This is a genomic window from Aeromonas sp. ASNIH7 (assembly GCF_002903485.1).
Lineage (GTDB): Bacteria > Pseudomonadota > Gammaproteobacteria > Enterobacterales > Aeromonadaceae > Aeromonas > Aeromonas caviae.
The window spans coordinates 2532501-2554104 of sequence record NZ_CP026226.1 but is presented as its reverse complement, the minus strand read 5'-3'; the positions used below and the strand labels follow the sequence as shown (position 1 = coordinate 2554104).

General features: G+C 64.2%; 17 protein-coding genes, 1 tRNA gene, 2 rRNA genes and 1 pseudogene (1 of these 21 running past the window's edge). 7 read left to right on the top strand and 14 right to left on the bottom strand.

What is annotated here, in order from left to right; translation table 11 throughout:
• Window positions 1–633: 633 nt before the first annotated feature.
• Window positions 634–951, bottom strand: a complete 318-nt coding sequence (locus C2U47_RS11995; protein ID WP_039040821.1) for a DUF1496 domain-containing protein — start codon at window positions 949–951, stop codon at window positions 634–636.
• Window positions 952–1170: 219 nt separating this feature from the next.
• Between C2U47_RS11995 and C2U47_RS11990 the strand changes: the two genes are divergently transcribed.
• On the top strand, window positions 1171–2577 hold the full coding sequence (locus C2U47_RS11990; protein WP_049636435.1) for a hypothetical protein: 1407 nt from the start codon (window positions 1171–1173) through the stop codon (window positions 2575–2577).
• A gap of 80 nt (window positions 2578–2657) precedes the next feature.
• Here the strand turns inward: C2U47_RS11990 and C2U47_RS11985 are convergent, their stop codons facing one another.
• The gene (locus C2U47_RS11985; RefSeq protein WP_010675931.1) at window positions 2658–3035 is read right to left on the bottom strand and encodes a hypothetical protein; all 378 of its coding nucleotides are present in this window, start codon (window positions 3033–3035) and stop codon (window positions 2658–2660) included.
• Between the two features lie 172 nt (window positions 3036–3207).
• Here C2U47_RS11985 and C2U47_RS11980 point away from each other — a divergent pair, with 172 nt between their 5' ends.
• Together C2U47_RS11980 and ydiK are read left to right on the top strand one after the other, a co-directional pair.
• Window positions 3208–4584, top strand: coding sequence for a bifunctional NUDIX hydrolase/phosphatase PAP2 family protein (locus C2U47_RS11980; RefSeq protein ID WP_199766811.1), 1377 nt, complete (start codon window positions 3208–3210; stop codon window positions 4582–4584).
• 9 nt (window positions 4585–4593) lie between these two features.
• Window positions 4594–5679, top strand: coding sequence for an AI-2E family transporter YdiK (gene ydiK, locus C2U47_RS11975; RefSeq protein WP_043155010.1), 1086 nt, complete (start codon window positions 4594–4596; stop codon window positions 5677–5679).
• Between the two features lie 49 nt (window positions 5680–5728).
• On the opposite strand, the gene C2U47_RS11970 is transcribed toward ydiK, so the two are convergent.
• Window positions 5729–7066: an IS4-like element ISAeme15 family transposase gene (locus tag C2U47_RS11970; RefSeq protein ID WP_103261422.1), complete on the bottom strand. Its 1338-nt coding sequence runs from the start codon at window positions 7064–7066 to the stop codon at window positions 5729–5731.
• A gap of 420 nt (window positions 7067–7486) precedes the next feature.
• On the opposite strand from C2U47_RS11970, the gene C2U47_RS11965 reads away from it, so the two are divergent.
• Complete coding sequence (locus C2U47_RS11965) at window positions 7487–8191, top strand: SDR family oxidoreductase (RefSeq protein WP_042016491.1); 705 nt, start codon at window positions 7487–7489, stop codon at window positions 8189–8191.
• Window positions 8192–8281: 90 nt separating this feature from the next.
• Here C2U47_RS11965 and C2U47_RS11960 read toward each other — a convergent pair.
• The 4 genes and pseudogenes from C2U47_RS11960 to C2U47_RS11945 form a co-directional block, all read right to left on the bottom strand.
• Window positions 8282–9402 (bottom strand): annotated as a pseudogene (locus tag C2U47_RS11960) (agmatine deiminase family protein).
• Window positions 9403–9418: 16 nt separating this feature from the next.
• Complete coding sequence (locus C2U47_RS11955; protein ID WP_043155016.1) at window positions 9419–10528, bottom strand: extracellular solute-binding protein; 1110 nt, start codon at window positions 10526–10528, stop codon at window positions 9419–9421.
• Window positions 10525–11424, bottom strand: coding sequence for an N-carbamoylputrescine amidase (aguB, locus tag C2U47_RS11950; RefSeq protein ID WP_043155018.1), 900 nt, complete (start codon window positions 11422–11424; stop codon window positions 10525–10527). The genes C2U47_RS11955 and aguB overlap by 4 nt, the downstream gene beginning before the upstream one ends.
• Window positions 11425–11556: 132 nt before the next feature.
• On the bottom strand, window positions 11557–12609 hold the full coding sequence (locus C2U47_RS11945; protein WP_043155020.1) for an agmatine deiminase family protein: 1053 nt from the start codon (window positions 12607–12609) through the stop codon (window positions 11557–11559).
• 116 nt (window positions 12610–12725) lie between these two features.
• Here C2U47_RS11945 and C2U47_RS11940 point away from each other — a divergent pair, with 116 nt between their 5' ends.
• A complete protein-coding gene (locus tag C2U47_RS11940; protein ID WP_043155023.1) occupies window positions 12726–13619 on the top strand; it encodes a LysR family transcriptional regulator in 894 nt (297 codons plus the stop codon).
• 72 nt (window positions 13620–13691) lie between these two features.
• Complete coding sequence (dhaR, locus tag C2U47_RS11935; RefSeq protein WP_043155037.1) at window positions 13692–15593, top strand: dihydroxyacetone kinase operon transcriptional regulator DhaR; 1902 nt, start codon at window positions 13692–13694, stop codon at window positions 15591–15593.
• Window positions 15594–15653: 60 nt separating this feature from the next.
• Here the strand turns inward: dhaR and dhaM are convergent, their stop codons facing one another.
• The 4 genes from dhaM to C2U47_RS11915 form a co-directional block, all read right to left on the bottom strand.
• The gene (dhaM, locus tag C2U47_RS11930; RefSeq protein ID WP_043155025.1) at window positions 15654–16370 is read right to left on the bottom strand and encodes a dihydroxyacetone kinase phosphoryl donor subunit DhaM; all 717 of its coding nucleotides are present in this window, start codon (window positions 16368–16370) and stop codon (window positions 15654–15656) included.
• 1 nt (window position 16371) lies between these two features.
• Window positions 16372–17001, bottom strand: a complete 630-nt coding sequence (dhaL, locus tag C2U47_RS11925; RefSeq protein ID WP_043155027.1) for a dihydroxyacetone kinase subunit DhaL — start codon at window positions 16999–17001, stop codon at window positions 16372–16374.
• Between the two features lie 9 nt (window positions 17002–17010).
• A complete protein-coding gene (dhaK, locus tag C2U47_RS11920; protein ID WP_043155030.1) occupies window positions 17011–18081 on the bottom strand; it encodes a dihydroxyacetone kinase subunit DhaK in 1071 nt (356 codons plus the stop codon).
• A 228-nt stretch (window positions 18082–18309) separates the two neighbouring features.
• On the bottom strand, window positions 18310–19668 hold the full coding sequence (locus C2U47_RS11915; RefSeq protein ID WP_010675944.1) for an NCS2 family permease: 1359 nt from the start codon (window positions 19666–19668) through the stop codon (window positions 18310–18312).
• Window positions 19669–19874: 206 nt separating this feature from the next.
• Between C2U47_RS11915 and C2U47_RS11910 the strand changes: the two genes are divergently transcribed.
• Complete coding sequence (locus tag C2U47_RS11910; protein ID WP_043155034.1) at window positions 19875–20207, top strand: cupin domain-containing protein; 333 nt, start codon at window positions 19875–19877, stop codon at window positions 20205–20207.
• Between the two features lie 277 nt (window positions 20208–20484).
• Here C2U47_RS11910 and C2U47_RS11905 read toward each other — a convergent pair.
• The 3 genes from C2U47_RS11905 to C2U47_RS11895 all read right to left on the bottom strand — a co-directional run.
• Window positions 20485–20561 (bottom strand) — tRNA-Asp (locus C2U47_RS11905).
• Between the two features lie 98 nt (window positions 20562–20659).
• Window positions 20660–20774 (bottom strand): 5S ribosomal RNA (gene rrf / locus C2U47_RS11900).
• A gap of 79 nt (window positions 20775–20853) precedes the next feature.
• Window positions 20854–21604: ribosomal RNA gene (locus tag C2U47_RS11895) — 23S ribosomal RNA — on the bottom strand; it runs 2138 nt beyond the window's last position.

The following is a 21604-nucleotide window of genomic DNA, read 5'->3' as shown; positions in this document are numbered from 1 at the left end:
CAATAAAAACGGAGCCCGAGGCTCCGTTTTTCAATGCGGTATCAATCCCGGACGGAACGCGCTTCGCGCTCTTCCCGTCCCCTTGCCAACAAGGGTTTGTACCGCCAGCTCACGGCGGCAACGACGTTGTGCACTGACAGAGCGGCACCATTGTCCACCTGTGGTAATAAACCTGCCTGCGATAATGCTCTTTTAGTCACCAATAAAAACGGAGCCCGAGGCTCCGTTGTTCAATGCGGTATCAATCCCGGACGGAACGCGCTTCGCGCTCTTCCCGCTCCCTTGCCAACAAGGGTTGGTACCGCCAGCTCACGACGGCAACGACGTTGTGCACTGGCAGAGCGGCACCATTGTCCACCTGTGGTAATAAACCTGCCTGCGGTAATACACGTTTAGTCACCAATAAAAACGGAGCCCGAGGCTCCGTTGTTCAATGCGGTATCAATCCCGGACGGAACGCGCTTCGCGCTCTTCCCGCTCCCTTGCCAACAAGCGTTTGTACCACCAGCTACTGCGACGACGTTGTGCATTGGAAGAGCGACGAGCCATTGCTTAGATCCCAGTCAAGAGAAGAAAGAGCCGCATTATGCGATAGAGATCACGCCCGTGTCTGTAGCTGGATCAAGAAAAGGCTCACTGGCCCACCCGGATCGTCCGCTGGTTGCCCTCCGGTTCACCACTCTGTGACGGCGTCGTCACCTCTCGCCAGATCAGGGGACCATTGGTCTCCATCGCCTGTTGCGGCGCGCACTCCAGCCAGAGCTCCCCCTGCTGGATACGGGCCCCCTGGGAGTATTTCTGATCCTGATACCAGCACACCCGCTCGGGCAGCGAACCAAGGGGCAGCACCAGCTCGGTGCCCACCGAGTGGCTGAGGGTGTTGGACGCCGGGGCGGCCAACGCGGGGAAGAGCCAGCCAAGGGCCAGCAGACAACCTGCACAACGGATCATGGGAATTCCTGTCACGGGGGTGTGAAAGTGTAGAGCGACCAGCAGAGCCCTCGACTTGACCAATAAATGTCGGCTCATCTGGCATTCCGGAAGCAATATGATAGCCTGCCTGCGCCCGCAAAGGCCTGTCAGGGTTCTGCCGTGGGCCCCCACCGGCATCGCCGGGATGCGGTAATGAATAACCCTTAATAATCAGATAATTAACTGGATATGTTGTCAATGCGTATCATGCCGTTGCTCAAGGCTGCCTGCCTGAGCCTGATGTTGTCCGCCTGTGTCGCCCCCCTGCTGATGATGAGCCCCACCAGCCAGCTGATGTGGGCCCTGCTCAAGCCGCTGGTCGGTTTCGATCCGAACGAGGCCAACCTGTTCGAGCAGCCGCTGATCAAGGACAGAATGACCGCCATGCTGGGGCCCAACTACGAGAGCACCATGCAGCTGCTCAAGACCGCCGACGAGCTGCAACAGGAGGGGCCGCTCTTTTACGTGGTCTCCCGCTACGCCCCGGTGCCGGACGTAGCCAAGCAGGCCGGCATGGTCTGGAACGCCGACACCAACCAGCTCGCCGTCATGGTGCAAAAAGGTGACGGGGCGACCCAGGTCTTCGGGGAAAACCTGACGGCCGCAACCCCGACCTGGCCCAGCGCCATGCAGGGCTGGCAGTCCCAGGCCACCCCGGCCGCCACGGCCCTGACCGGTGCCGGTCAGGGGCTCACGGGCGCTGGCAGTTCTCTGCTGGGCACCATGATGGGGGGCCTGCAACAGAGCGCCAGCAAGGCCCTGTCCGACTCCACCAGACAGGTGATCGGCAGTGCCGCCACCACGGCGCAGCAACAAGCGACCAAGGCGGCGAGCGACTCGGCCAAACAGGCCGCCAGCAGCGCAGCGACCATCAGTGCCGCCACCACGGCGCAGCAGCAAACCGCCAAGGCGGTGAGCGACAGCGCCAAGCAGGCCGCCAGCAGTGCCGCCGCCATCAGTGCCGCAACCACGGCGCAGCAGCAAGCCGAAAAGGCGGTGAGCGACACCGCCAAACAGGCCGCCAGCAGCGCAGCGACCATCAGTGCTGCAACCACAGCGCAGCAACAAGCCGCCAAGGCGGTAAGTGACAGCGCCAAGCAGGCTGCCAGCAGTGCCGCCGCCATCAGTGCCGCCACCACGGCGCAGCAGCAAGCCGCCAAGGCGGTGAGCGACACCGTCAAACAGGCCGTCAGCAGTGCCGAAACCACGGCGCAGCAACAAGCCACCAAGGCGGTAAACGACAGCGCCAAGCAGGCCGTCAGCAGCGCCGCAACCACGGCGCAGCAACAAGCCGCCAAGGCGGTGAGTGACAGCGCCAAGCAGGCCGTCAGCAGCGCAGCGACCATCAGTGCCGCCACCACGGCGCAGCAGCAAGCCGCCAAGGCGGTGAGCGACAGCGCCAAGCAGGCCGCCAGCAGTGCCACAACCACGGCGAAGCAACAAGCCGCCAGCAGCGCAGCGACCATCAGTGCCGCGACCAGTGCACAGCAGCAAGCGGCCAAGGCGGTGCAGCAACAGGGCGAGAAGCTGGAAGCGACTTCCGGCACCCTGAGCGATCAGGCCAGGGCGGATGCCGAAGCGGAGCTGGAAAAACTGCTTAACTGACTTTTTTAAGCGTCATGCCACCATAAAAACAGGCCATCACATGATGGCCTGTTGTTTATCTGACCCGTAGCAGGGGAAGATCAGAAATGGCGGTCCTGCTCGGTGGGCTTGGCACCCTTCTCTTCGCTGTGCTCGATGGCGGTGCGGATAAGGTCGACGCCGGCCCGGATGATCAGCACCCCCATGTTGACCAGCTTGACGCAGACCCACATGAAAGTGATGAGCAGGATCAGCTTGAGCACCGTCTGGAATGCCTCCAGGAAGTTCTGCTCCAGCTGGGCGGTGAGCCCGTTGGCGCTGCTCATCAGCCAGGTGTACACCTCGCGCACGAAGGGGATCCGGCTCGGCATCTCCAGCACGTCCAGCGCCGCAGGCAGGGCCTGGAAGATGACGATGCTGCCAAACAGTATCAGGATGACGCCGATGGCAATCCCCAGAAAGAAACCGAACTGTCGCATGAAGAGCCCCACAATGTAGTGAATGAGAAGAACAATAGCCGCCAATACTAGGGACTGCCCGCGCAGACGGCAATCCTTGCGTCCCCGACAGGGTCGGTGCCCCCTGCAAGCCATTGCCCGGCCGTCTGATTTCTGTGACCCTTGTCCCCACTCCTTGCCCCTGGGTGTCATCATGTTTCGAGTCGTCTTCTGCCTGCTGCTGTTGCTGGGCGGTGCCCTGCCCGCCTCCCGCGCCGAATCCCCTCCCTCTGCGGCCGCCTGCGTGATCCGCCACCAGCAAGGGATCCTGCTGGTGCAGGACAGGCTCTCCTCGCGCTACAGCCTGAGCGGCGGCTACATCGACAGGGGGGAGACCCCGGAGCAGGCGGCCCTGCGCGAGCTGTTCGAGGAGACCGGCCTGCAGGGTCGCGTCACCGGCGAGCTGGGGCGCTGGCAACGGGCCAGGGTGTTCGCCTGCCAGACCCTGGAACCCCTGCGGGTCCAGCGAGGGACGGGGTTTGTCTCCCTGCTCCAGGCCCCGGATCTCGGTGGCGAGATCCTGAACGCCAGGCTGATCGCGGCCGCCGACCTGCCCCTTGACCAGCGTCGCTTCCCGGCGCAGCTCGACTGGATAGCCCCGAAGCTGGCCGAGGTGCCCGAGAGCCAGGTGCTGTGGGTGACGGATTTCAGCGACGCGGCCAGTGAGCTGCACCGCGCCGAGCTGCCGCTGATCCAGCGCCTGCAACAATGGCTAGGGCCGGATGCGCTCTGGCCAAGGGCGGGCAATCTGCTGGGCTCGGCCCCCTTCCAGCTGGCGCTGCTGCCCTTGCTGCTGCCCCTGCTCGGCTGGTCCAGACTGCGCCACCTGCTGTTTGCCATGGTGCTGCTCACCCTGGTGGTGAACCTGCTCAAGGCGGGCATTGGCTGGCCCAGGCCCTTCCACCTGCAACCCGAGCTGGCCCGCCAGAGTGCCCAGGGCTTCGGCATGCCGAGCGGCCACGCCGCTTCGACCCTGCTCTACTGGGGCCTGCTGTTTGGCTGGCTGCCGGCGCTGCGGGCCTGGCAGGGGGTCCTGCTGGCCCTGTTGCTGGCCGGCGTGGCCGGGCTGGCCCGGGTCTGGCTGGGGGTCCACTTCCTCTCGGATGTGGTGGCCGGCCTTGCTCTGGGGGCCCTGCTGCTGGCACTGCGCGCCACGCTGGCGAAGCTGGCGGCGCGCCCACTCCCCTGGGCCGGGGTGCTCATCGCCAGCGCCCTCTCGGCCTGGCTCACCCAGTCCACCGCCCTGGCCGGGCTTGCCATGTTCATCCTGGGGCTGGTATCGGGTAATCTGCTATCACTCGAACGGAGCCCCACCCCCGCCCTGCCCGCCGCGCTGCTGACCCTGGCAGGGGGACTGGTCGTGGCAGGGCTCCTGTTCCTGGTGCCCGCGCTCACCAGCAGCTCTCTGCTGATCCTCGCGGGACAAGGGTGGCTCTTTGGCTGCCTGGGGTTCTGGCTCAGCGCCGGGCTCTGGTGGTCGTTGTCCGCTATCCGTCACGGTGCCCGAACCGGGCGCTCAACCCCTCGTTAAGGGAATGCCATGAATATGAAAAAAGTGGATTTGGCCAAGATCACCCTGGGCTTGCTGTTCCTCAGCCTGCTCATCATCTCGTGCTTCATGGTCTTGCGCCCCTTCCTGCCCGCCCTGGTGTGGTCGACCATGATCACCATCGCCACCTGGCCCCTGATGCAGATGGCCCAGCGCCTGCTGTGGGGCAAGCGCACCCTGGCGGCGTTGCTGATGACCAGCATCTTGCTGCTCATCTTCGTCATTCCCCTCTTCATGACGCTGGCCAACGTGGCGGAGAAGGCCCCCATGCTCATCGAGCTGGGCACCGAGCTCAGCCAATCCCCGCCCCCCGAGCTGCTCTGGTTGCAGCAAGTGCCCCTGGTGGGCGACAAGCTCTATGAGTTCTGGCAGCAGATCCTCGCGAGCGGCGGCCAGGTGCTGTTCACCAAGCTGGCCCCCTACTTCGGCCAGACCGCCCGCTGGCTGGCGGCCCAGGCGGGCAACCTCGGCCTGCTGTTCGTCCACTTCCTGCTGACCGTGGCCATCTGCGGCCTGCTCTACCACTCGGGGGAGAAGGCCGCAGAAGGCATTCGCCGCTTCGCCCACCGTCTGGCGGGCCAGCGCGGTGACAATGCGGTGGTGCTCGCCTCCCAGGCCATCCGCGCCGTCGCCATGGGGGTGGTGGTGACCGCCCTGGTGCAATCCTCGGTGGCGGGCCTGGGCCTGCTCATCGCCGGCATTCCCTATGTCATGGTGCTGGTGGTGCTGATGTTCCTGCTGATCGTCGCCCAGATAGGCCCCTTCCCGGTGCTGCTGGCCAGCGTCGGCTACCTCTACTGGAGCGGAGACACCACCTGGGGCACCTTCCTGCTGGTCTGGTCCCTGCTGGCGGGCACCATGGACAACTTCCTGCGCCCCTTCCTGATCAAGCGCGGGGCCGACCTGCCGCTGATCCTCATTCTGGTGGGGGTCATCGGCGGCCTGCTGGCGCTGGGGATCATCGGTCTCTTCATCGGCCCCGTGGTGTTGGCGGTGGGCTACACCCTGCTGGATGCCTGGATCAAGGAAGATGACCAACCGGCAACCGCTCTGGTGGAGCCGTCCAAGGCGCCGTGACGATTCATTCATCCCCGATGCAAAGAGCCGCCCCAGGGCGCAATGCTGTTCACTTAAGCGGAGCCGCATTGCGATTTACCGGAAAACGGGTCTTTGATATCTTCACCGCCCTGGGTCTCGATGGCCTGGGGCGTTTTTCTATGAACATGACGCCTATGCAGCCCCGCAACTCCGCCAACCTCCGTGGCGTATGGGCTGGCGATAACGCGCCCGCCATCACTGCCATCTGGTTCGCGATGAACTGACAGGCAAACTTAAAGCTCACCTCATTGGGCGCTCGCTGATGGGCTATGGCGGCCTGGCTGGCCTCCCGCCTGACCAGATTGTATCCAAGCAGCAATCCCCACAGCTCCTGATAGACCAAGTCCACTTTCTTGCTTCTCAGCGTGATGGCGTTGTGCTGCATCGCGCTTTTGATATCCCGGTATCCCAGCTCGATTTCCCAGCGCTCGTGGTACAGGGTCGCCACCTGAGCTGCACTGAATCGCGCCACGGGCAGGGAGGTAAAGACCGTTTTCTCCTTGCCTGCCACCTCATAGGTCACTGCGCGAACTTGCCAGTGTGTCGGCAACGCCGGGTTTTTCTTGCGAGCCTGAGGCGAGACCGTCATTTGCAACAGACGGTCACCGTCGCCATAGCGCTCAAGTTCCGTGTATACCAGCCCCTTGCGTTCCGGGATGAGCCAGTGACGGTCGGTGTCTTCGGCCTGAATACGCAGCAACAGGTCGGCACCGAAGAAGCCTTTATCCAGCAGGGTCACTGACTTGTCCGGCAATGAGTGAATGAACTCGCTGGCCAGGGGGATTTCCCCTTTGCGGTACGGGCTGATGGCCGCGTTGGCAATGACATGCGAGCGGACATTCATGAGCGTGACCAACCGCAGCATCGGGTAGGGTGTCTGCCGGTTGGTTGAGGTGTTACCCGAGCCGAAATGTGCTCTGAGTTCAGGCATATCCTGGGTTCGGAACAGGGCCCCATCGATGGCAAAGACCTGTAAACCGTGCCAATGGTCTTCAGGATAACGTTCCCGCCCCCACACATCGGCGCACTGTTTGAACAGCCACTCGAGCGGCTGTTTGCCGAGTCGCTGACGGGCCTGAGACAGGGCACTGTCCGCGAGCAAGGCATCATTGGCCAACCCTTCTGCACAGATGTTGAGGCGCCGAGCGACCTCGGAGATGGGCTCATTGCGGAAAAAGGCCATCCCCACGACGAGCCACAAGACCATATCAGAAGGTAAGCGGCGTCGGCGGATAGTGGCCTTTTCAGACAAGGCGGCAGCGGCAGTAATCCATTCGTCGGGAATATGGTCGGCAAAAATGGCCAGCCGAGCCAGCATGTCGCCAGATGCCTCAACAACATCGTTCAGATCGTTTGCAATAGACATAAAAAATCCGGAACCAGTGATTGGTTCCGGATTGTCCTACAGCAGAAGGATCGGTCAATGGATCCTTAACTGATCAGCATTGCGCCCCAGGGCGGCTCTTTTGTTTATTACCGTCCCATGTTGGTTCGATTAGCGAAGCGTAATCGGACGATCGAGATGCCGCTGTCCGGTGTGTCCATGAATCAGCGGCATCTGTCAGCAGGGAAATATGGATGGCTGTTATAGCGGGAGAATTGATTTACGCGAACGTCCGATTACGCCTTATGGCTAATCGAACCAACGGCCGGTCGCGGCCTTTAGAACCAAAGTTCGAACCGGAACGCCAAAACACGAACCAGGGTTCGAATCACTCCTTCCCCTCCCCTGTTCCCTGCCGAAGGCGCCCGCCACAATGCCTGCACCATTGGAGGAGAACACAAGATGAACGAACTGAGAGCAACACGGGCCCTCATCAGCGGCGGCGCCAGCGGCATCGGACTGGCCATCGCCGAGGCCCTGGCCAGCCAGGGGGTGGAGCTGATCCTGGCTTCCCGCCGCCTGGGGCTGCTGGAGCAGGAAGCGGCCAGACTGGAGGCGCGATACGGGGTGCGAGTCATGGCACTGGCGCTGGATGTGTGCGACGGCGATCAGGTGCGGGACGGCCATGCCCGGATCCGGGAGCGGCTCGGCCCCGTCGATCTGCTCATCAACAACAGCGGGGTCGGCAGCGACCACCTGGTGCAGGATCTGCCGGAATCGGAGTGGGACAGGGTGATGGATACCTGTGCCAAGGGCACCTTCCTGCTGACCCGGGCCTGCCTGCCGGACATGCTGGCAAACCGCCACGGCACCGTCATCAACATCGCCTCCCAGGCCGCCAGGCACGGCTATGCCAGGGCCAGCGTCTACTGCGCCGCCAAGTTTGCGGTGCTGGGGTTCGCCCGGGCACTGCGGGAAGAAGTGCAGCATCAAGGCATCCGGGTCCACACCCTCTGTCCCGGACTGGTGCAGGTGCCGCCCCCGGCCTGCCCGGGCGATCGCAAGCCCGGCTGGCTGCAGGTGGAGGATCTGGCCGAGGCCGTGCTCTACACCCTGCGCCAACCCGCTCACGTCCAGCTCGACGAGATCGGCATGACGGGGATCTGAGCGAGGCGCCATGGAACGCCAGCAAGGACAAGGGGCGCCGAGGCGCCCCTTGTCCTGCGTCACACCGCCAGAGGCGGCCTGCGCGTAAGATCAGGCAGGTTGATGGAGGGTGATGCAGTGGATGCCGCCGCCCCCGGCCGCCACCGGGTCTATGTCTATCTGCACTATCTTGCGCCCCGGATAGAGGCGGGCCAGCAGATCCCGGCAATGACGGTCGGCCCTGGCATCCCCGAACTGGGGAGCGATGACGGCGCCGTTGATGGGCAGGTAGTTGATGTAACCGGCGGCAAAGTCCGGGCTGCGGCTGAACTTGTTGTCCCGCCCGCCCAGGGGCGGCGGCAGCTGATGCAGCTCCAGCTTGTTGCCGTCGGCGTCCGTCGCCTGCTGCAGGATGGCGAGGTGCTGGCGGGTCACCTTGTAGTCGTAGGAGTCGGGATCGTTGTCCATGTTGATCACCACCACCCCGGGGCGCACGAAGCGGGCGTAGAAGTCCACGTGGGCATCCGTGATGTCACGGCCCTTGATCCCCGGCAGCCAGATGATCTTGCGCAGCCCCAGGTTGGCCTTGAGCTCCGCCTCCACCTGCGCCTTGGTGAGGCCGGGGTTGCGGTTGCTGTTGATCCAGCTGCTCTCGGTCATGATGGCGGTGCCGTTGCCATCCACCTCGATGCCGCCCCCCTCACCGATGAGCTCGCTCTGCAGGTAATAGGCATCGGTCTGCCGGCCCACCAGGGCGGCGACCCTGGCGTCATGGCTGTGCTCCTGCTTGTCACCCCAGCCGTTGAAGTTGAAGTCCACCAGCCCGAGCCCTCCCTGCTCGTCCTGCACGAAGACGCCGCCGGTATCCCGCAGCCAGATGTCATCCATCTCGGCGTGGACGAAGTGGGTGTTGCGCTCGCCGCACAACTGGCGCGCCAGCGCCTCGTCATCCTCATGGCAGAGCACGTTGACCCGGGTGTAGGGCACCATGGCCTGCACCAGCCGCCCTATGGTGGCCTGCACCTCCTTGTAGTGGCGACCCCAGATCTCGCTGGTGGCCCCGAAGGCCACCCACACCAGGGCCTGGGGGAGGACTCCTCCGGCATGTGGTAGCGAGCGGCGGCGCCGGGTTCGCCGGCGGCGAAGGCCGCGCGGGCACCGGGCAGACTGCCAAACCCGGCAATGGCGCCAAGGGCAACCAGCTGTTTCAATACGTGGCGTCGGGAAAACATCGTTCTACTCCTGGGTTCAGAGGCTGCTCTTGAAGCGAGTCCAGGCTCGCATGCGGGCACGCATCTGGGATTGTGCTATATCCTGACCCGGAATGAGCCGCTGGTAGCTGGCCTCGTCCAGGTAGATATCCGGGTTGGCCGTCATGGTGGCATCCACCATGGGTCTGGCCTTGGCACTGGCAGTCGGATAACCGGTGCTGTTGGTGATGGCCGCCATGTTGGCCGGGCGCATCACGAAGTTGATAAAGGCATAGGCATAGTCAGGATGGGGGGCATCCGCCGGGATCGCCATGGTGTCCATCCAGATGGTGCTCCCCTCCTTCGGCAATCGGTATTCGAAGTCGGCCCGCTTGCCCGCCTCGGCGGCGGTGCGCCTGGCCTGGGTCATGTCGCCGCTGTAGCCCAGGGAGAGGCAGAGATCCCCGTTCACCAGCTGAGTCACCGGCTGGGACTGGAACTTGCGGATATAGGGCTTGATCCCCTTGAGCAGGGCCAGGGCCGCCTCCAGATCGTCCGCCTTGCCGCTGCGGGGATCCCGCCCAAGATAGTGCAGCACCACCGCCAGCACCTCGTCCGGGGAGTCGATGACCGAGATGCCGCAATCTGCAAATTTCGCCGCCAGCTCGGGCTTGAACAGCATGTCCAGGCTGCTGACCGGGGCATCCGGCATCCGCTGCTTGATAGCGTCCGCATTGTAAGTGAGCCCTATGGTGCCCCAGGTGTAGGGCACCACGGCCTCCTTCGCATGGGGGTAGGCCTGCTGCAGCCGCGCCAGGCCGGGGTCTATGTCCCCCAGGTGTTGCAGCTTGCCCTTGTCGAGGGGCTGCAGGCTGCCCGCCCGCATCAGCCGCTCCGCCACCGTGTCCCCCGGGAAGATGAGGTCATACCCGCTGCGACCCGCCATCAGCTTGGCCTCCAGGGTCTCGCTGCTGTCCATCACGTCGTAGATGACCCGGATCCCGGTCTCCCGGGTGAACTCGCTCAGGGTATCGGGGGCGAAATAATCGGACCAGTTGTAGAGGCGCAGCACCTTCTCCTCTGTCGCCTCCCCCGTCCCTTCTGCGGCCTGGGCCCCCAGACCCAGCAGCAGGGCCAGTGCCGTGGCTATCTTGGTGAGTGGGCTCATGATGGACGCCCTCCCCGATGGCTCTGCCCATCCAGGCTCAGCAAGGCGCCATACATCTCGGGGCGGCGATCTCGATAGATGCCCCAGGTCAGCCGCTCCTCGGCCATGGCGGCGAGATCCAGCTCCCGCACCAGCACGCCCGGGGTATCCCTGTCCGCCTCGGCCAGCAGGGCCCCCTTGTGATCCGTGATGAAGGAGGAGCCATAGAAGCGCATCTGCAACGCGGGATCCCGGGTCGCCACCTCGCGTCCGATGCGGTTGGCGGCGATCACCGGCATGATGTTGGCGGCGGCGTGGCCGCGCTGGGTCAGTTGCCAGTGATCCCGGGAATCGAGCCCCTCTGCCCCCGGCTCCGAGCCGATGGCGGTGGGATAGAGCAGCAGCTCGGCCCCCTGCAGCGCCATGGCGCGGGCCGCCTCCGGGAACCACTGATCCCAGCAGATGCCGACCCCGATGCGGCCGGCGGCCGTGTCCCAGACCCGAAACCCCGTGTCCCCCGGGCTGAAGTACTCCTTCTCCTGATAGCCGATGGCGTTCGGGATATGGGTCTTGCGATAGACCCCGAGCAGCCGGCCATCCTCATCGGCCACCGCCAGGGAGTTGAAGCAGGCGTTGCCGGCACGTTCGAACCAGCTGATGGGCAGCACCACCCCCAGTTCCCGCGCCAGGGCCGAGAAGCGGCGCAACACCCGGCTCTGTTCGAACGACTCCGCCAGCGCCAGATGGCCGTGGTATTGCTCGATGCAGAAATAGGGGGTGGCGAAGAGCTCCTGCAACAGCACCAGGTTGGCCCCCCTGGCGGCGGCGTCCCGTACCAGGCTCTCCGCTGTGTCCAGATTGCGCTCCAGCTCCCAGCTGCAAGCGAATTGTGTGGTGGCGACGACGATCTTGCTCATCCGGATACCCTCCCTGACACGCGTTCCCCCTGACAGGCAAACTGCATGGTTGCGACGACCTTGTTCATGAATCTCTCCTCCCTGATCCCGTCATGAGGCCTCGCAGACGCCTGACGAGGCCGCTCCAAACGCTTACCCCTGCACCGGCCAGGCCGGCTGCTGCTGGGTGATGCAGTGAATGCCGCCCCCGCCGTGGGCCAACTGGTTGATGCGCACCGGCACCAGCTGCCTGTTCGGGAAGGCGCGCCTCAGCACTTCCCCAGCCGCCTCGTCCGCGCCTACGCCGTAGGCGGGCATGATGATGGCGCCGTTGGCGATGTAGAAGTTGGTGTAGGAGGCGCAGAACACCTCCGCCTCGGCGTCCACCGCCTCGCTCGCCTCGAACAGCTCGAGGCACTCGAAGGAGCGACCTCTCGCATCGGTGGCCAGGGCCAGGGCTCGGCGGTTCTCCCGCACCACGCGGCCATAGGTGGAGTGCCCGTCCAGGGTGGCGTCCACCAGCAGGTGGCCGGGGCGGCTGAAGGCGCAGACCCCGTCCACATGACCGTCCGTCATGTCGCCGGTGACGTGGTCCGGGTCCCCCGGCAGCCAGATAGTCTTCTCGATGCCGAGCAGGCGGCTGAAGATCCGTTCGATCTCCACTTTGGTCATGCCGGGGTTGCGGTTGCTGTTGAGCAGCACCGACTCCGTGGTGATCAGGGTGCCCTCCTCATCCACATGGATGGCGCCCCCTTCGTTGGCGAGGAAGCTGCCGATGCACTCCAGCTCCAGGCTGTTGAGAACGCGCCGCGCCAGCCCCTCATCCAGACCGTGGGCCGACTTGCCGCCCCAGGCGTTGAAACGCCAGCTGATCCCGGCGGTGCCAAGCTCGGGATGGCAGATGAAGGTGGGGCCGGAGTCACGGCACCAGCTGTCATCCACCGGCAGGGGAATGAAGCGCACCCCGTCGCCGCACAGGGCGCGAGCCTCCGCCTGTGCGGCGGGATCCACCACCAGGTTCACCGGTTCGAAGCGGGCGATGGCATTGACCACCCGGGCGAAGTCCTGCTGGACCTGGGACAGGGTTACGCCCCAGCCGTTTTCCCACAGCGCCTTGTTGTGCGGCCAGACCATCCAGGTCGCCGCGTGCCGGCACCACTCCGCTGGCATGAACCAGCCCACAGCCCTCATTCCCTGCTCGCGCATCTCAGCCTCTCTGATTAGGTACTATTAAGGTTATTGACGATGGGAATAGACTATTCTCCCCGTTGATGGGTAACAAACGATCGATTTTCGATAAAAGTGATAAGCGGAGCTAATCAATGATGTTCAAACACTGGCCCCCTCTCAACGTGCTGCGCGGCTTCGAGGCGGCGGCCAGGCTCGGCAGCTTTCATCAGGCGGCCCAGGAGCTGCACCTCACCCAATCTGCCATCAGTCAGCAGATCCGCTCGCTGGAGGAGCTGCTTGGCCAGCCTCTGTTTCACCGCCAGGGACGTTCCGTCGCCCTGACCGACGCGGGCCAGGATCTGCTGGAGACGACCCAGCAGGTACTGCTGCAACTGGCGGTGGGAATACAGCGCCTCGAGCAGTACCGCAAGCCGAACCAGCTGGTGCTCAACACCAGCACCGCCATCGCCCGCCTCTGGCTGCTGCCCCGGCTGGCCGACCTTCACCGCAAGCATCCGGGCATCGATCTCTGGCTGTTCACCAGCGACGACACGCCGAACATGGCCGAGCAGACCATCGACATTTCGCTGCGCTGGGGGCTGGCTCCCCAGGCGGAATGCCGCCATCAGCCGCTGCTGGCGGATCGGCTGCTGCCGGTGGCGAGCCCGGCCGTGCTGGCACAGCCCGCGCAGGAGCGCACCACCCTGCACGGGGAGCGGGAGATGGACTGGCACCACTGGACCCTCAAGGGCGGCGACGATCTGCACCTGCAGACCCAGGGGCTCAACTTTTCCGATCCCGGCTTGTTGCAGGATGCGGCCAGCGCCGGGCTCGGGGTGGCGCTGGCGAGCGAGCTGCTCTCTCGCGACGCACGCCGACAGGGGTGGCTGCTGCCCCTCTCGTCCCACCGGGTGGCCGGGCCGAACTGGAACATGCTGATCCATCAGGAGAGCGAAGGCAGTCCCCAGTGCCGGGCGGTGAGCCAATGGCTCCAGCAGCAGTTTGCTGCAGAGGCTGCCACCCGGGGCAAGGACGCGACACTCTGAGAGCGGTCACTGAATCGGGGCGGCAAGGGTGATTAAATGGCCTCTTCCCTTTTGCCGGATATCGCCGTGACCATGCCATCCGTCCCCCAGCCCCTCTCGTCCTGGCCCGAGCACCTGCAGGCCTCCTGGCTGCGCTGTGCCCACCAGACCAGCGCGTCCCTCTGGCATCCTCCCCACTGCGCCAGAGGGCAGACCCTGGAGAGCCTGCGCCAGCGCAAACGGGACCTGCTCACCACCGGCGAGATGGCGCTGGAGGATCTCTACGAGTTCATGGAGGGGCGCCCCTGCGTCCTGCTGCTCACAGACGAGAGCGGTTGCCTGCTGGCCCGGACCGGCCACCCCGATACCCTGCAGGCGCTGGCGGCACTCGGTTTTGGCCCAGGCGCGTTTTTCAGCGAGGGACGCATCGGCACCAATGCCGTCAACCTTGCGGCCCTGGAGGGGGTGCCGCTCTGCGTCAGCGGCCCCCAGCACTTCAACCAGCGTCTCCACCCCTGGCACTGCTGTGCCAGCCCCGTCTACAACAGCACCGGTCGCCAGGTGGCGATCGTGGCCCTGATCTGCCGGGTGGAAGAGGCCGCGCCGGGGGATCTCGCGCTCACCGTCAGCGCCGGCCGTGAGCTGGCCAATCTGCTGCAGATGGAGCGCCTGATGCAGGAGTCCCAGCACCATTTGAGCGAGCTCTATGCCCTGCTGGATGGCATGGAAGACGGCGTGCTGGCCTGGGATCCCCAGGGGCGGCTGCGCTACCTCAACGCCCTGGCGGCCAGTCGGCTGCAACTCGACCCGGATGTCTGCCTGGGTCAGCCCCTCGATCACCATCTGCTGTTGCCCCAGCGCCTGCGTCTGGCCATCGCGGAGATGACCCCCCTGAGCCATGTGGAGGTGACGCTGGAGCGGCGGGAGACCCGTGGCGAGGCCTTCATCGACGCCCTGGTGAGCCTCAAGCCCCTCCCGGGACCGGACGGGGTCAGCTTCATCGTCCTGCTCCATCCCACCGATCGATTGCGCGCCATTCATCAACTGCGCCAGACGGTGCCCGAGCTCTCCGCCCTGGTGGGGGAGTCGAGCGCCATGCGCAAACTGCTTCGCCACGCCCGCCAGGCGGCCAGGGGACAGGGCCCCGTCCTGCTGCGAGGGGAAGAGGAGGTGGGCAAGGCCCAACTGGCGGAGGCCATCCACTTTGGCAGCGAGCGAGCCGCCGGCCCCCTGGTCATCTTCAACTGCCAGGCATGGCCGAGGGAGCGGATGGCGCTGGAACTCATGGGGTCCGACGAGGCGGGGCAGGAGCGGGCCGGCAAGTTCGAGCTGGCTCACGGTGGCACCCTGGTGCTGGAGCAGGTGGAGTGCCTGCCCGCCCCCATGCAGGCCGCCCTGCTGCAACTGCTCAAGACGGGGCGCATCCAGCGCTTCGACTCCGCCCGCATCCTGCCCCTCAGGGTGAGGATCATCGCGACCAGCAGCGCCCCGCTGGAGCAGCGGGTGCAGGAGGGGGGATTCGGTCGCCAGCTGCTCTATGCGCTGCAAGGGTGCGAACTCTGGCTGCCGAGCCTGCGGGAGCGCAGCGCCGATCTGCCCGGCCTCATCCGCCAGCACCTGGCGGTGCAGGGGGGCGAGCCGGGGCGCCAGTTCACCCCTGACGCCCTCGACTGCCTGCTGGCCTACCCCTGGCCCGGCAACCTGGGGGAGCTGCGCAGCGCCATCGAGTATGCCCTGCTGCATTGCAGTGAGGCACAGATCCCGCCCCGGGCGCTCCCGGCCGCCATCCGCCAGGGTCATTGCCTGCTGGCGAACGAGGTGGTGGGACAGCCGCTGCTCACCCTGGCGGAGCTGGAGCATCAGGCGATCCTGCGGGCCGCCCGTGCCAGCAAGGGCCAGGTCAGCCAGATGGCGCGCCAGCTCGGGATCAGCCGCACCACCCTCTGGCGGCGACTCAAACTGCTCGACATCGATCCCGCCGACTACCACCACTGACCAGAACGCCCCTCAAAAAAAGCGGGCCCCGTCGTGACGGGGCCCGGATGGGGGAATGTTTCAGTCGCCGAAGCGATCCTGCGCCAGTTGCTGGAAGCAGCTCAGCGCCGCCCCGGCATCCTCCCCTCGCGCCAGCAGGATGAGCCTGTCCCCCTGGCGCACATCGAGCATGGCGAGCCGGCTCAGGCTGCGGGGATTCGCCTCTTTCTCCCCCTTTTGCAGCCTGAGTTCAGCGGCAAAGGGCTTGAGTGCCGCGACCAGCCGGGCGGCGGGGCGCACATGCAGGCCGTGGGGGTTATCGACCACCACCTCGCAGCGCAACCAGCCGTCGTCGGCAACGGGGGCTGCCTCCGTGGTGGCCTGCGCCGCACTGGCAGGCAGCATTCCTTGTTTCGGGCCCAGGGCGCCAAGCGCCTCGGCGGCTACCTCGTCCAGCGTCAGGCCTGCGCCAGCGGCCACCACGGCGGCCAGAGTGCCCTCGACCAGCGGGGCGGGGCTGAGCCGCACCCGGGCGCTCAGCTCGGGGGGCAGCAGCTCGAGGGCGGTCTCGGCGCTCAGCAGGGCGCTGCCCAAGTCCATCAGCACCAGTACCCCGCTGCCGTCATCCGCCTCTTCCATCGCACTCATCACGGCGATGGCGTCGGTGCCGATGGGATGGGCGGGGTCATCGACCCCGGCCGCCAGCAACAGTTTCGCCGGGCTGCCGAGCTGATCGGCCAGGGCTTTCAAACCGGCCGCAAGCATGGCGCTGTGAGAGACCACTACGATGCCGATCATGTCACAACCTCGCTCTGTCACGCAGGGCGGTCAGCAGCAGCAGGGTCGAGGTGGCCCCCGCATCCTGATGGCCGATGCTGCGCTCACCAAGATAGCTGGCGCGCCCCTTGCGAGCCTGCATCTGGATGGTGGCCTCGGTGCCGGCTGCGGCGGCAGCCACCGCCTTGTCCAGCGCCTCGGGGAGCGGCAGGCCCTGTTGTTCCGCCTGCTGCAGGGCGGCCAGAGCGGGCCACCAGGCATCGCACATGGTCTTGTCACCCGGCTCGGCACGGCCGCGGGAGACGATCCCCTCCACCCCGTCGCTCAGCATCTTGCCGAGCTGGCCGAGGGTCAGGCTCTGGCAGGCATCGCTGCTGGCCGCCGCCCGGATGAAGAAGGTGCCGTAGAGGGGTCCGCTGGCGCCGCCGACCGAGGAGAGCAACGTCATGCCGGTAGTTTTGAGCACCAGGCCGATGTCCTTGTCCGCCACCGCGGGCAGCTTCTCCGCCACCTTGGCAAAGCCGCGCTGCATGTTGAGGCCGTGGTCGCCGTCGCCGATGTCGGTATCCAGCGCCGTGAGGTAGTCACGCTGCTCGGTGAAGATGTGCTCGCAGTCGAGCAGCCAGTTGACGATCTGATGCTTGCTTAACATGAATATTCCTCAGCAGCCGCGCCGCAGGGCCGGGGTGTGAACGGGGGCATCCCACAGGGTCATCAGCTCGTCATCCACCTTGAGCAGGGTGATGGAGATGCCGGTCATGTCGAGGGAGGTACAGTAGGGGCCGATGAGGTTGCGCACCAGATGAATGCCCGCCTCTTCGCACAGGGTGGCGAGGCGACCATAGACGCCGTAGAGCTCGGAGATGGGGGTGCCGCCGAGGCTATTGACCAGGACGATGACCCGGTCACCCCCATTGAGCGACTCGATAAAGGTGTGCTCTTCCTGCCAGCTGCCGGTGGTTCTGTCCCAGTGGCGCAGGGTGCGGCCATAAGGGCTGTTGTCGGTCAGCTCCTTGAACATGTCGTCCACCAGGGCGTTGAGGTCGGTGAAGGGACGGCGCTCGATACCGGGTTCGCCGTGAATGCCCACGCCGAACTCCACCTCGTTGTCCGCCAGGGTGAAGGAGGGTTTGCCGGCAGCAGGCACGGTGCAGGCGTGCATGGCCACGCCTATGGTGCGGCTCTGGTTGTTGATGCGGCGGGCCAGCGCCTCACAGCGCGCCAGATCGTAGCCCGACTCGGTGGCGGCACCGACCAGCTTCTCGCACAACACTGTCGTGGCAACCCCGCGGCGGCCAGCGGTGTAGAGGCTGTCCTTCACCGCCACGTCGTCATCGATGAGGGCGAAGCCCACCTTGACCCCGTCACCGTGCAGCAGCTCGACCGCGGTCTCGAAGTTGAGCACGTCGCCGGTGTAGTTCTTCACCAGAAACAGCACGCCGGCGCCGCCGTCGACGGCCTGACCGCACTCGTACATCTGATCCGGGGTCGGGGACGTGAAGATCTCGCCGGGGCAGGCACCATCCAGCATTCCTTTACCCACCAGGCCACCGTGCATGGGCTCGTGGCCGCTGCCGCCACCGGAGACCAGCGCCACCTTGCCCGTCACGGGGGAATCGGCGCGGGTGATGTAGTGGGGTTCGATTCGCACCTTGAGCTCGGGGTGGGCAGCGGCCATCCCCATCAGTTGTTCACGGACCACGGCATCGACAGCATTGATCAGCTTCTTCATGGCTCACTCCTTGGCTTGCCACCATACGGGTGGACAGATGGTTGATGCAGCCAGTCTAGCGAGCCATAGGGGGATAAAAATGACAGGGATTTCGGTTCGGATCTGAAACAACAAACGAAGCCTGACGTTTCAATCTGAAACGAGCGGATGGGGAAGATCCGGGAAAGTGTTAGCCGCCTCACAGCCATGAAAAAGGGCCCCGCAGGGCCCTTCTCGATAGCGTGAGGATTAGATGGCCCAGCCACCGGCGTAGAAGATCACCAGGGCCACGGCGATGATGACGGTGCCGATGTTGAGCTTCTTCCACTCGGCGGCAAACAGGCGGCCGACCACCAGGGCCACGAAGCCTAACATGATGCCGGTGACGATGTTGCAGGTGAGCACGATGAAGACGGCGCACAGCATGCCGGAGAGGGCATCGACCGAGTCGTTGAAGTCCAGCTTGGTGACGTTGCCCAGCATCAGCAGGCCCACATACATCAGGGCCGGTGCGGTGGCGTAGGCCGGTACCAGATAGCTCAGCGGGGAGAGGAAGATCATCAGCAGGAAGAGCACGCCGACCAGGGTGGCGGTCAGACCTGTCTTGCCGCCGGCAGCTGTCCCTGCGGCGGATTCGATGTAGACGGCTGCCGGAGCACCACCTACCACGCCCGCCACCATGCTGCTGACGGAGTCCGCAGTCAGGGCCTTGCCACCGCTGATGATGTGACCACGCTCGTTGATGAGGCCAGCCTGACCAGCCACGGCACGGATGGTGCCGGTGGCGTCAAACACGGCGGTCATCACCAGCGCCAACACGGTCGGAATCACCACCGGATTGAGGGCGCCCAGCAGATCCATGCTGCCCACCAGGGAGCCATTCTCGCCACTCAGGCTCGGCATGGCGAAGAAGCCCTGCCAGGTCACTTTCGGATCGAAGATGAGGCCGAGGATGGAGATGGCGATGATCACCATCAGGATACCGCCCGGCACCTTGCGGCGCTCCAGGCCGAAGATGGCAGCCAGACCCAGCACCGTCATGATGACCGGGAAGGCAGTGATCTCGCCGAGCTGCACCGGCAGGCCAGCCCCTTCATTCTTGATCACCATGCCGACCCCGTTGGTGGCGATCAGCAGCAGGAACAAGCCGATACCGATGCCGGTACCGTGGGCGATGCCGGAGGGAAGGTTGTCCAGGATCCACTGGCGCACGCCGGTGACGCTGATCAGGGTGAACAGCACCCCCATCAGGAAGATGGCGCCCAGCGCGACCGGAATGCTCAGCCCCTGACCCAGCACCAGGCTGAAGGCGGTAAAGGCGGTGAGAGAGATGGCACAACCGATGGCCATCGGCAGCTTGGCCCAGAGCCCCATCAGCAGGGAGCCGAAGGCGGCGATCAGACAGGTCGCCACAAACACCGGGCCCTGCTCAAAACCGGCTGCGCCCAGCATGTTCGGCACGACGATGATGCTGTAGACCATCGCCAGGAAGGTGGTCAACCCGGCCAGCAGCTCCTGTCGCACCGTGCTGCCACGCTGGCTGATGGAGAAATAGGAATCCAGAAACCCGCCATTGCCGGCGCGGGCCGTCGTTTGTTGCGTTGCCATAGTTCATCCTGAAAGTGTGAAGGAAATCGTTTGCTTTCTGGCGCGCAAAATAGCAAGAATTTGACGAGATTGCAGCGGATAAGCCCCCATTTCCCCGAAGTTTTTCATAAAAAGGCTCGTTGGAGGCCTCATTTTCCATGAGAGCGGCCCATCCCAAGCTTCTACACTCTTAGCTAGCCACGTTCCCATCTACCGGAGAGAAGCCCATGCACACAGGCAACCTGCTTGGCCGGATCCCCTCCCCCCTGCCCAGTGAAGTGTTCGCGGATCTGGTCAGTACCAACAATGTTCGTATCGAGCGCATTCTCTCCCAGGGGCAGCAGACCCCTACCGGAGAGTGGTTCGATCAGGATGAACACGAATGGGTATTGCTGGTGCAGGGAGAGGCCATCCTGGTCTTCATCACACCGGATACCGGGGTACAGGAACGCGTCCATCTGGGGCCGGGGGATTACATCAACATCCCGGCGCACCTTCAGCACCGGGTGGAGTGGACCCATCCGACCGAGACAACCGTCTGGCTCTGCGTCTATTACTAGCAAGCTCACGGCTCAAGAAGGCAATGCTTCTGCTGCGAAGATCGAAGAGGAGACCGTGGAGACTAAAAAAAGCCCAGTCTGTCGACTGGGCTTCTTGTTAGTGGCATAACGGACGCAGAGACGGACAAAGTCCGGCTCAAGCACAAAGGACAACAGAGCGGGATCGAGTTGTCAGTGGCAAGTCGCAGCCCTGGTGGTAGCCTCTTGTTCCCTGAGCCCTTATCCAGACGCCAGAAAGCAAAAAGGCCTTCCCGATAGGGAAGGCCTTTCAATTTAGTGGCGGAGCGGACGGGACTCGAACCCGCGACCCCCGGCGTGACAGGCCGGTATTCTAACCGACTGAACTACCGCTCCGCATTCGGTTAGCTTTCGCTAAATCTTTTGCTGCTTGTTTGTGAGGTGTCATCCTCGCAGCCAGCCATGTGATTCTTCACATCACCGTTTAATTGGGTGCCTGGCAGTGTCCTACTCTCGCATGGCGAATGCCACACTACCATCGGCGCTACAGCGTTTCACTTCTGAGTTCGGCATGGGGTCAGGTGGTTCCACTGCGCTATTGCCGCCAGGCAAAATCTTCAATCTGAGAAAGCTGATGTAAGTAATTCGTTCATTCGCTACAAGGCCAGAAACACTTCTTGGGTGTTGTATGGTTAAGCCTCACGGGTAATTAGTATGGGTTAGCTCAACGTATCGCTACGCTTACACACCCCACCTATCAACGTTGTGGTCTCCAACGGCCCTTTAGGACCCTCAAGGGGTCAGGGATGACTCATCTCAGGGCTCGCTTCCCGCTTAGATGCTTTCAGCGGTTATCGATTCCGAACTTAGCTACCGGGCAGTGCCACTGGCGTGACAACCCGAACACCAGAGGTTCGTTCACTCCGGTCCTCTCGTACTAGGAGCAACTCCCTTCAATCATCCAACGCCCACGGCAGATAGGGACCGAACTGTCTCACGACGTTCTGAACCCAGCTCGCGTACCACTTTAAATGGCGAACAGCCATACCCTTGGGACCGACTTCAGCCCCAGGATGTGATGAGCCGACATCGAGGTGCCAAACACCGCCGTCGATATGAACTCTTGGGCGGTATCAGCCTGTTATCCCCGGAGTACCTTTTATCCGTTGAGCGATGGCCCTTCCATTCAGAACCACCGGATCACTATGACCTACTTTCGTACCTGCTCGACCTGTCCGTCTCGCAGTTAAGCTGGCTTATGCCATTGCACTAACCTCCTGATGTCCGACCAGGATTAGCCAACCTTCGTGCTCCTCCGTTACTCTTTGGGAGGAGACCGCCCCAGTCAAACTACCCACCAGGTACTGTCCGCGAGCCCGATTCAGGGCCCTGCGTTAGAACATCAAACATACAAGGGTGGTATTTCAAGGACGGCTCCA